We start from the raw sequence: 10505 nt of genomic DNA on the forward strand, positions 1-10505 counted from the left end.
CTGCCTTTCAGACGGAGGCCGCAATGATCGACCATGATATCTTCGACCGCGCATTCGCCCCGCTCGAAGCGGCCGTGGCTGCATCGCGCATTCCAGGCGGCGTGCTCGGCATAGTCGACCGGGACGGCGAACGCATCGTCCGAGCAATCGGCTCGGCTCAGCGCGTGCCGAAGGTGCGGCCGATGCATGCCGAAACATGGTTCGATCTGGCGTCGCTGACCAAAGTCATCTTCACCACGCCGCGAATCCTGGCGCTGGCGGAAGAAGGGGTCATCGATCTCGACGCACCGCTGATCTCGGTCCTACCCGACCTGCGCCAATATGACGAAAAAGCCTGGGAACGGAAGGTGACGTTTCGCCAGTGTCTCGGCCATCAGACGCCGTTTCCCGCCGTCGCGCCGATCTACACCTATGGGCGTGACCCCGAGCTGCTGCGCGCCTTCATCCTGCAGCGCGAATGGCAGGCTGGGGAGCCAGTCTATTCCGATATCAACTTCATCCTGCTCGGCTTTGTGCTGGAGCGCCTGTCCGGCAAGACCATTCGCGACATGGATCCCGGCCCGGGCTTCGCGTTCTCCGCCGAACCGGATCGAGCGGCGGCGACCGAAGACTGCACATGGCGCCATCGCGTGCTGTCAGGCGAGGTCCACGACGACAATTGCTCGGCATTGCAAGGGGCCGCTCACGCCGGGCTGTTCGGAACGGCAGCTTCGGTCCTCGACTTTGCGCGAGGGCTGCTCGACGGGACCGGCGCGTCGCAGCGTTCGATAGCGCTGATGCGCACGCCCTTGTCGGCAACCCGCACCCATGGCTGGGAGCGACCCTACGAAGGTTGGTCCGGCGGCGCGCTGTGCAGCCCCGAAACCATCGGGCATACCGGCTTCACCGGCACCGGGCTGTGGATCGACTTCGACGAAGGCAGAGCATGGACCTTGCTCACCAATCGGATTCATCCGACACGTCATTTCAACAGCGGGATCGCAGCGCTTCGCCAAGCGGTCGGCGATCTCGTCAATGGAGCCTGACAATCATGAATCCGAAAAATGGCGAACCAATGTGGGCCGTCGGCCTGATGACCGGCACCGTACTGGACGGCAATATCGACGTCGCGCTGATCAAGACCGACGGCGAGCGGATCGCGGATTTCGGCACCTACACGCTGGCCCCCTACCCGCAGTCGATCCGGACCTTGCTGGAAGAGACGCTTAGGCAGGCAAGGAGCTGGAATTTCACCGGGCCGGAACCGGAAATCTTCCGCGAGGCCGAAGAGGCGCTGACGCGCGCGCAGTCTCAGGCAGTCAACGACCTGGTCGAACGCCACGGGCTGACGATGGCCGATATCGGGGTGGTCGGTTTTCATGGCCAGACCGTGCTGCATCGTGCCCCGCAAGCCGGCCGGCTTGGCCACACCCGCCAGCTCGGCGATGGCGAGCTGATGCATGCGATCCTTGGCACCAGGGTCGCCTATGACTTCCGCTCGGCCGACATACGCGCCGGCGGCCAGGGCGCGCCGCTGTCGGCCGCCTATCACGCCGCGCTACTGCGCGAAGCCGACGCCACCGGCGACACGGCGGTGCTCAATCTCGGCGGCGTCGCCAACATCACCTGGTGGGACGGCAAGGACAATGTCGTTGCCTTCGACACCGGGCCGGCCAATGCACCGCTGAACGATTTCATCAAGTCGAAGGGGCTCGGCGAAATGGACCGCGACGGCGCCCTTGCCCGCGCCGGGACGGTCGACGAGGCACGGTTGGCCAAGCTCCTGCAGCACCCGTATTTGACCAAGCCCTATCCAAAATCGCTGGACCGGTTCGATTTCGGCGCCTCTATGGCGGACGGGATGAATGCCGAGGATGGCGCAGCCCTGCTGACGGCCTTCACCGCGGCCGCCGTCGGCAAGGCGCTCGATCTTCTGCCACACCGGCCGAAGCGGCTGGTGGTCAGCGGCGGCGGTCGACACAACCCGACGATCATGGCCATGCTTGGCAGCCGCGCCGGTGTCGACGCCGTGCCGGCCGAGGCGATGGGCTGGAAGGGCGATGCGGTGGAGGCGGAGTGCTTTGCCTTCCTGGCAGTGCGTGTGCTCAGGGGCTGGCCGATCAGCTTCCCCAGTACGACCGGAGTGCCCCAGCCGATGTGCGGTGGACGCCTTGCCGGCTAGTTAAGCCACCAATTTCTTCTGCAGGAAGATGCGGCTGCGGCCAATGGGGAAATCGGCAAGCACGCCGAAGGGCAGATAGCCCTGGCGCTCATAGGCCTTGGCAGCCTTGGGATTGAACGTGTCGATCCAGGCGCCGTGACAGCCGCGGGCGATCCCCTCCCTCTCGGCCGCCTCGAGCATCGTGCCGGCCATATGCTGGCCGCGCAGTTTTTCATCGACCCAGAGCCATTGCACATAGAGCCAGCCCCAGGCGGTGTATCCCGAGATGCCGGCGACAATAGCGCCGCGCTTATCGCGGACGAACACGGCCAATGTCTTCCTGCCGGAGGCGCCGACATCGCTGTCGTTGAACGCCGTAAGCCGCTCTCCAAGAAAAGCGAGCTCGTGCGGCAAGGGATCGGCGGTTGTCTCAAGCGTTGTATTGTCCATCCAACGAGCATCTATCGAAGAACCGGACCGAGACGCAAGCCTTGCTGCGCTATAGCTTCGGCGAACGCCACGCCGCTGCCGCAGCAGCGATCAGCATGAGCAAAGCTGCAACCACCGCCGATGCTGCAAAACCGAACGTGGAATAGAGCGGTCCGAACGCCGTGGTGCCGACGAACACCGCAAGATAGGTCACCGCGCTGTTCAAACCCATGATCGTGCCGCGGCGCGCAGGGTCGAGCGCCGACAGGCGCATCACCAGGACGTTCAGCCCGAAATGATTGGCAAGGCCCCAGACGGCTATCATCGCTATGGTCAGATGAAAACTACTGCTTGCCGCGGCAAGCACTACATAGACGGCCGCGACAAGCAGATAGGCAAATGGCATGACACGCCGCGCGCCCAGGCGGTCGATAACGCCGTCAAGAAGTGCCGCCGCACCAAAGCCGGCGCCATAGGCGAGCGCGGCAAGCCCATTGGCACTGACCGGCCGTCCCAAGCCGTTGTGAAGGTGATCGCCAAGATAGCCGTAGACGCCGTAGAACGCGGTCATGAAGGCGGCGCAGGCAACCAGAAGCGGCACTATGCCGGGAACGCTCAAGGCGCCCAGCGGCGTCGGCGCCGGACCACTCTTCCTGACATCGCTCAACGACGTCAGCGACAGGCTGGCCAAGGCGAGTGCTGCCAGCACCGCGACCGCCGCGAAAACCGCGCGCCAGTGCACCAGATCGGCAAGTACGGCCGACAGCGAAACGCCGGCGACCATGCTTAGCGTCCAGCCGGTCAGCAGGACGCCTATGGTGCCGCTTTCGCGGCCGGGCGGTGCAATCGCGGCGGAGCTGGCATAGATTGCCGGCATGGCGACACCTGCAGCGATGCCGGCGAGAAGCTGGGCCGCGACCAGCGCCGTCACTGTCGGCGCAGCGGCGCTGGCGACGAGCGCAATTGCCAGCAGCAGCAACGCCGCTTGCAGCATGCGGCGGGCGCCGAGCCGGTCGATGTAGCGCGCCAGGAACAAGGCGCTTGCCGACGTCCCGAGCCCGAACGCGGCGGAAGCGATCATAACCGCCGGCACGCTTGTGCCGAAGGATGCGGCCACAGCCGGTGCGATCGGACCGAGCACCAGCGAGTTCGAGCCGATCACGGCAATGCACCCGGTCAGCAGGTAAGCTAGTGCCGGGATTGGCGGCTTGGGGGCCGCTGCGAATGTGGCGACTTGATCACTGTTCGACATATGGCAATAATGGCCGTATTAAATTCTGCATCAATCGGGAATTTTAATATGGATGAAGAAACAGATGGCATTCCGCAGAACAGGCCTGCCGCCCGCGATATCGATGCAACCGACCGAAAAATATTAGGCGTCCTGGTCGAGGACGCCACGATCAGCTATGCCGACCTCGGCGACCGCGTCGGCCTTTCGCCGCCGGCAGTCCATGAACGCGTCAAGCGCCTGCGGCGCAGCGGCGCCATCCGCAATACCGCGGTCATCATCGATCCCAAGGCGGTGCACAAGCCGCTGCTTGCCTTCGTCCATATCGACACCAAGGGGTGGGGAAAGACGCCGGAGCTGATGGCGATTTCCGAACATCCCGAAGTCGAGGAGATCCATTCGGTGGCCGGCGACACATGCATGTTGATCAAGGTCCGCACCGAGGACACGCGGGCGCTCGAAGGCCTGCTGTCGCGCCTCTACGAAACACCCGGCGTCACCTCGACGCGAAGTTACGTGGTGCTATCGACCTATCTGGAGCGGCCGGTGCAGCCGGGGATTACGACGGAGTGGCCGACGCCCCGGCACATGGCCAAGCCGCTCTATTAACTCAAACGATCCTCACGCGTATCCAAAGTCGAACCGGGAACGTCTTAGGCACTGCATCCTGTGATCATCCGTCGGGCCGGTTTCGTTTTCGCCGGTTCCTTGGGTCCGACGGGATGTCTGTTGCGCAACCGGAGACACGCGATGAGAAAATTGATAGTGGGCAGCTTCATTTCGCTGGACGGCGTCATTGAGGCACCAATGGAGTGGGCGTCACCCTTCTTCGATGAGGAGATGAAGGAGCACTCCTATGAAAAGGCCGGCGAGGCGGATTTTTTCCTGCTCGGCCGCGTCACCTACGAAATGTTTTCGGCGCGCTGGCCGCAGGTCAAAGGCAGCAAGTACATGGACCGCATGAACGGGCTGAAGAAGCTCGTCGCGTCGCGCAGCCTCAAGGAAGTGAGCTGGAACGCGTCGCTGATCGAAGGCGACGTCGCTGCCAAAATCGCTGGGATCAAGCAGCAAAACGGCGGCAACATATTGAAGTATGGAGTGAGCAATCTCGACCAGACGCTGCTCGCCAACAGGCTTGTCGACGAGTATCAACTCTCGATCGTGCCGACCCGCGTCGGCCAAGGCAAACGCGCTTTCCAGGATGTCGAGCCGTCCCTGGTCAAGCTGGAGCTTATAGATACGCACCGTTTCAAGAACGGCGTCATTACACTGACCTATGTCCCGCTGTGATCGTGTGCCATGAAGATGCAGCCAAGACTTGACCCGACCGGGCTTTTCGACGTCCGCTACGCGGGCTTCCTGGAGACGGTCGCGCATTTGCGTGGACGGCTGCACCGCTACTGCGCACGCATGACCGGTTCGGCGCTTGACGCCGAAGACGTCATGCAGGAAGCGCTATTCGAGGCCTATCGGAAGATCGAGAAGCTGGACGATGCGAGCGCCCTTCGCCCCTGGCTGTTTCGCATCGCTCATAATCGCTGCATCGATTTCCTGCGAAGCCGGCAGGTGCGCCAGCAGGCTGAGGCCAATTTCGTCGAGGACGAGATCATCCTGCCGGTCGAGCCGGCGGGCCAGGGCGCGGATCGCGCGATCGAGCGGCTGGTGATCCACCTGCCGCCCAAGGAGCGCGCCTGCGTCCTGCTCAAGGATGTATTCGACTATTCGTTGGACGAGATCGCCGATCTCGTCGGCTCGACCGTGGGTGGCGTCAAGGCTGCGTTGAACCGTGGCCGCTCGAAATTGGGCGCCTTGTCGGGCGAGCCAATCGTCCGTTCGGAGCGCCAAAGCGATCCGGAACTTCTGGAATTGCTCAGGCGCTACGTCGAACTGTTCAACCGCCGCGACTGGGACGGGGTACGGGCGTTGACCAGCGCCGACGCACAATTGCGGGTCGCGGATTGCTTCAAGGGCAGGCTGTCGGAATCACCTTACTTCGTCGAATACGAAAAAGCCTCGACGGCCTGGAAAATAGCGATTGGCGAGATTGATGGCGAGGCGGTGCTGCTCGTGCTCCACCATGGCGAAGACGGTTGGAAGCCGGCCCATCCCGTTCGGATCGAAGCCGCCGGCGGGATCATCAATCGCATCACTGATTATTATGCCTGCCCCTGGATCGTGCCGACGGCTGGTGCGGTGGTCGTTTCCGGGCCGGCCTAAGCGGCAGCAGGACCTGCAAGTGTCCGGCATCAACCTCAATGAAATGGGATCGATGCCGGACAAGACATAGGCAGTCTACTGAAGCTTCGCCTGCAAGGCGTTGACGTCATCCGTCGTCATTTCGCCGTCGGTCGTCACCTTGCCGTCGACGATCTTCCAGAGCCGGAACGGGCCGGTGATGTCGCCATACTTATCGAAGGCGACCGGACCGATGACGCCTTCGTAGCGGATCGGCTTGCCCTCCTTGATCAGGCCGAGCGCCTTGGCGAACTCGTCCTTGCCGGCATGGATCGGCGTGCCGGCCGGGTCGACTGCCTTGTACATCGCATCCTTGATCTTGGCCGGATCCTCGGAGCCGGCAATGGCGATGGCCAAGCCGACGATGGCGCCGGCATCATAGGATCGGTCGGCCGCTGGGTTCGAGGGTTCGATGCCCGAAAATTCCTTGTAATTCTTGGTGAAATACTCGGTCGATGCGGTCGGGCTGGTGCCGGATGAAGTGCCGTACGCATCCTTCAGGTAATCCGCGCCAACGGATTCGATGAAGTCCGGGCTGTTCATGCCGTCATTGAGCAGGAATTTCTGGACACCGCCCTGCGAAATCCAGGTGCGGGCGATGGTTGCGCCGTCGACAGGCGTGCTGACGAGATAAAGCCCATCCGGTTCGCCGGCCATAGCCGCGGTCACCTCCGAGGCATAGCTCGACTGCTTTTCATTGTAGGGCGTGTCGGAAACGATGGTGCCGCCGAGCGCCTTATAGGCGCGCGAAAATTCCGCCACCATGTTGACGCCGAAGTCGTTGTTGACGTGGATGACCGACAGCTTCTTGAAGCCTTTGTCGATGGCATATTTGGCGGCGGCGACGCCTTGCAGTGCGTCCGAGGTGATGGTGCGGAAGAAAATGCCGTTGGTCTTGCCGTCGCGTCCGAGCGCCGTCAGCGTTGGCGATGAAGAGGCTGGCGAGACCTGGACGATCTTGGCCGGAGCGGTGACCGAGGTCAGGATCGGGATCGACACCGAAGAGATGATGCCGCCGATGATGACCGGTACCTTCTTGACCTGCACGAGCTGCGTCGCTGCGTCGACCGCGATGTTGCCCTGGCTCTGGCTGTCGCGGGTGTCGGTCGCGAGATCGCAGCCGCGGACGCCGCCCGCATCGTTGATGTCGCGGAAGGCCATCTCGACCGACTTGGCGCCTGCCTGGCCGTATTCGCCGGCCGGGCCGGTCAGTTCCATGACAAGGCCGACGGTGATCTTGCAATCGGCGGCGTGCGCTGCGCCGGCCGCTGTCAGCAGAGCGAGCGCGGTGGTGATCTGAAGTATGGTCTTTTTCATTGTTGTTCCCCTTTCGTTACACGTCTCTCATTGATATCTTGAGCCTGTTCAGCCTTCAGGCATCTGCAGCCAGGTTTCATGCAGATGTCGCCATTCAACGCCGTTGGGCGCCGATGAACTGGTGGTGAAAACGGCACTCGAGCGACGGCGGCTGTGCTTGCCGGCGCGCTGCTGCGCTTCGATGTAGCTGACGACGATCGTGTCGCTTTGTTGCCAGCCGGCCCGGATATCCTCTATCGAGATGGTGAAATCGCCGTCAGAGGTGGCGCGGCTTGCCCTGATATGATCGAGCACCGTGTCACGATCGAGGACCTGGCCGTCCGGCGTAACCATGCAGAAGGCTTCGCCCATGACGCTTTCGAACCGGTTGAAATCTGCATTGTCCGCACTCGCCGCATTGAACCAGTCGACGAAGAAGCGGTGGAGACCGACCACCTCGGCGCTGGCGCGGGAAAGCAGGGAAGGCCTCTCGTCCATGGCCGCGCTCATGTCCGGCCCGCATTCAAATTGTAGCGCATGATCGAGCCGTGGCGGCCGTTGCGGTCGCGTTCCAATGTGTAGACGTCGCCCAGCGGCCCACGGCTTTGCGCGATCACGGCAGCGATCCTCGCCCGGTCGTCGACATCGAGCGCGACGTCCATGATTCTGGCATTGGCAAGGGCGTGCGCCTGGTTGCGGGCGCCGATGATAACGGCCGCCACTTGCGGCTGCTCCAGCACCCAGGCGCTGGCGATCGTTGCGATGTCGACGGCGTGGCGGTCGGCGACGGCCTTCAGTGTGCGAAGCAATTCCTGGAAAAGCTCCCAACCGCCGAAGTCGTCGATGATCAGCTTGTATTTCACCAGCGACCGGTTTTCGAGCGGCGTCTGCGGCTCGGCAACGCCAAGCCATTTTTCGCTGAGGAAGCCGCCCGCCACCGAACCGTAGCAGAGGAAACTGACGCCATGCCGGCTGGCGAGTGCTGCAAGGCTGTTGGCCGGCCGCTGGTCGAGCACGGAGTATTGCAATTGCTGGCTGACCAGCGGCACACCTGCGGCCAGGATCTCGGCCAGCCGCGGCGTATCGAAGTTCGTGGTGCCGATGTTGCGCACCTTGCCTTCCCTGCGGATTTCCTCGAGCCAGCCCATCGCATCGACATAGCGGGGCACCGAATAGTCCCACCAATGGAACTGCACAAGATCGAGGCGCTCAGTCTTCAACCGCCGCAGCGACTGGTCGACGATGCTGCTGATGTAGTCGCGGCTGATCGTGGAAAGCCGTTCGAGGTCAGGCACCAGCTTGGTGTGCACCTTCATCTTGGCGGCAGCGTCGAGGCCACGCTCATTGGCAAGGCGCAGGCGCGCCGCGCCGATCAGCTCTTCGACACCGGTATAGATATCGGCGCAATCATAGGTCCTGATGCCGGCGTCGAAGGTGGCGATCAGGTCGGTCACCGCCTGTTGGCGGTCGATCGCGCCGTGCCCGCCGGCAAGCTGCCAGCCGCCGCGAATGACCCGCGAGATCGTATAGCCGGGGCTGAGCTCGAAAGCCTTGGCGGTCATCTCCGGTCATTCTCCTTCGGCAGCGGCACCGCCGTGGTCTCTGAATGGCTGAACCGCCGCTTGCCGGTCCTGATGATCCGCAGCCGGCTGGCGCAATTGGGATCGGGACAGGCGATCTCGGCGTCCGATGTCATCCAGTCGTTCCTGTGGGTCGGGCGCTGCTTTGCTGCTAGAAGCGGCAGCACAGCCGCGATGGAATAGATCGAAAAACCCTGCCCCGCCGGCATCGACAGCATCTCACCCTTGAGCTCAAAATAATCACCTGATTTGGCGCCGCAATAGATCGGCTTGCCCTCAGGAATGACCGCCTCGACGCGAAGGTCGAAGAGTTCAAAACTGTCGTCGCTCTCAGCCATTCAGATATCCACCCGGGTAAAGGTGATTTCGCAGGCGCCGTTGCGGCGGATCACGCCACAAGCGGCTGCGAATTTATCGCGCTCCTCAGGCACCACCTGCGCGACGACGCTTCCGGCAAGCCAGCCGATCGGGAATAGCAGGCGTGCACCCGCTCCGTAGAACAGGCCGACGTCAAAGATGGCATTCGGGTTGCCGCCCCACATGCGCGGCGGCACGTAGGATAACACGATGTCGCCCGGCTGCGGCGTCAGCGTTGCATTCTCCGCCGGCAAGGGCCTGGCATAGGTTTGGCCCTCAAGATCGCCTGATGGAACCGGGCAGGAGATTTCCGGCCCCGTCCACATCGCATGGATGCCGGCAACGACGCGCGGCTGCTCGAGATACGCTAGCAGGAAGGCAGCGTTGTCGGGCGCCTTTTCAGGCAACAGCAGCGCAGTTACGGAAAGCTGTGATCGCGGCTCGGTGATGCTGATGCCAGGCGCCGTCATGCCCTCAATCCTTCCTTGCTTGCGGATTGGAGCTTGTCGCGCAGAAAGGCGAAGGGCCGGCTGATGTCGGCCACCAGAGCCTCGCGCGCCGCTTGCGCATCCTGCCTTGAAAGCGCTGCGACGATGCTGCGGTGGTAATGGGCCGTATCCACTTCCCCAGCGTCTGAAAAAGCGTAGATGGCGACGCGGATGCATGGCCCCGACTGCAGCCAAAGACTCTCGATCATCGGGATCAGCACGGCGGAACCGCAGCAACGATAGATTTCGAAGTGGAAGCTCTGGTTGAGCGTGGCCTCGCGGTCGATATCCTTCTTGTGCTTCAGCGCCCGCATCTCGTCCCACTCGCCGAGCATGGCTTCGACCGAAGCAATCTGGCGCGCGTTCATGCGCGTGGCGGCCAAGGCGATCGCTTCCCCCTCGATCAGGGAGCGAGCCCGCAAGAGGTCGTCGATGCGCTCCAGCGTGATCGGCGGCACGCGCACCGAGCGGTTGGGAAGCGCCTCCAGCGCCTTCTCGGTGATCAGCCGTCCGAGCGCCTCGCGCACCGGCATGGTGCTGGTGACCAGTGCGTCGGCGAGGCCGCGGATGGTCAGAACCTGGCTCGGCTCGAAAAGGCCGCCGATCAAGGCGCGGCGCAGCTCCGAATAGACGCGATCCTGCACGGTCTCGCGGCCGACCGGCGTAAGCTGGGCGGCGATCACCTCATTGTTCTTTTCGATGGCGGCCTTCTGCATGGGCAATCCCGGTCTCTGGCCCGTTTTCGGCTT

General features: G+C 63.0%; 13 protein-coding genes. 5 read left to right on the top strand and 8 right to left on the bottom strand.

What is annotated here, in order from left to right; translation table 11 throughout:
* Positions 1 to 23 precede the first annotated feature (23 nt).
* On the top strand, positions 24 to 1025 hold the full coding sequence (locus tag RQ479_RS15810; protein WP_376705785.1) for a serine hydrolase domain-containing protein: 1002 nt from the start codon (positions 24 to 26) through the stop codon (positions 1023 to 1025).
* Positions 1026 to 1030: 5 nt separating this feature from the next.
* Positions 1031 to 2161: an anhydro-N-acetylmuramic acid kinase gene (locus RQ479_RS15815; RefSeq protein ID WP_376705786.1), complete on the top strand. Its 1131-nt coding sequence runs from the start codon at positions 1031 to 1033 to the stop codon at positions 2159 to 2161.
* Here RQ479_RS15815 and RQ479_RS15820 read toward each other — a convergent pair whose 3' ends face one another.
* Both RQ479_RS15820 and RQ479_RS15825 read right to left on the bottom strand, forming a co-directional pair.
* Positions 2162 to 2590 (bottom strand): GNAT family N-acetyltransferase, encoded by a 429-nt coding sequence (locus RQ479_RS15820; protein ID WP_376705787.1) that lies wholly within the window; start codon positions 2588 to 2590, stop codon positions 2162 to 2164.
* Between the two features lie 49 nt (positions 2591 to 2639).
* Positions 2640 to 3821: an MFS transporter gene (locus RQ479_RS15825; RefSeq protein WP_376705788.1), complete on the bottom strand. Its 1182-nt coding sequence runs from the start codon at positions 3819 to 3821 to the stop codon at positions 2640 to 2642.
* A gap of 48 nt (positions 3822 to 3869) precedes the next feature.
* Between RQ479_RS15825 and RQ479_RS15830 the strand changes: the two genes are divergently transcribed.
* From RQ479_RS15830 to RQ479_RS15840, 3 genes are all read left to right on the top strand, one after another.
* Positions 3870 to 4409, top strand: a complete 540-nt coding sequence (locus tag RQ479_RS15830; protein WP_376705789.1) for an Lrp/AsnC family transcriptional regulator — start codon at positions 3870 to 3872, stop codon at positions 4407 to 4409.
* Between the two features lie 141 nt (positions 4410 to 4550).
* Positions 4551 to 5090, top strand: coding sequence for a dihydrofolate reductase family protein (locus RQ479_RS15835; RefSeq protein ID WP_376705790.1), 540 nt, complete (start codon positions 4551 to 4553; stop codon positions 5088 to 5090).
* Between the two features lie 9 nt (positions 5091 to 5099).
* A complete protein-coding gene (locus tag RQ479_RS15840; protein WP_376705791.1) occupies positions 5100 to 6017 on the top strand; it encodes a sigma-70 family RNA polymerase sigma factor in 918 nt (305 codons plus the stop codon).
* A gap of 75 nt (positions 6018 to 6092) precedes the next feature.
* On the opposite strand, the gene RQ479_RS15845 is transcribed toward RQ479_RS15840, so the two are convergent.
* From RQ479_RS15845 to RQ479_RS15870, 6 genes are read right to left on the bottom strand one after another with little or no spacing between them, the layout of a single operon-like run.
* Positions 6093 to 7352: an ABC transporter substrate-binding protein gene (locus RQ479_RS15845; protein ID WP_376705792.1), complete on the bottom strand. Its 1260-nt coding sequence runs from the start codon at positions 7350 to 7352 to the stop codon at positions 6093 to 6095.
* A gap of 48 nt (positions 7353 to 7400) precedes the next feature.
* Positions 7401 to 7829, bottom strand: a complete 429-nt coding sequence (locus RQ479_RS15850; protein WP_376705793.1) for a DUF4440 domain-containing protein — start codon at positions 7827 to 7829, stop codon at positions 7401 to 7403.
* Between the two features lie 8 nt (positions 7830 to 7837).
* Entirely contained in the window at positions 7838 to 8893 is a 1056-nt protein-coding gene (locus RQ479_RS15855; protein WP_376705794.1) for an aldo/keto reductase, read from the bottom strand.
* Positions 8890 to 9249 carry a TIGR04076 family protein gene (locus RQ479_RS15860; protein WP_376705795.1) on the bottom strand — a complete coding sequence of 120 codons (360 nt, stop codon included), beginning with the start codon at positions 9247 to 9249 and terminating at the stop codon, positions 8890 to 8892. The genes RQ479_RS15855 and RQ479_RS15860 overlap by 4 nt, the downstream gene beginning before the upstream one ends.
* Positions 9250 to 9738, bottom strand: a complete 489-nt coding sequence (locus RQ479_RS15865; protein WP_292657037.1) for a DUF3830 family protein — start codon at positions 9736 to 9738, stop codon at positions 9250 to 9252.
* A complete protein-coding gene (locus tag RQ479_RS15870; RefSeq protein ID WP_376705796.1) occupies positions 9735 to 10472 on the bottom strand; it encodes a GntR family transcriptional regulator in 738 nt (245 codons plus the stop codon). Before RQ479_RS15870 ends, RQ479_RS15865 begins: the two co-directional genes overlap by 4 nt.
* Positions 10473 to 10505 lie beyond the last annotated feature (33 nt).

This window comes from Mesorhizobium sp. ISC25, from assembly GCF_042295465.1.
Taxonomy (GTDB): Bacteria; Pseudomonadota; Alphaproteobacteria; order Rhizobiales; family Rhizobiaceae; genus Mesorhizobium.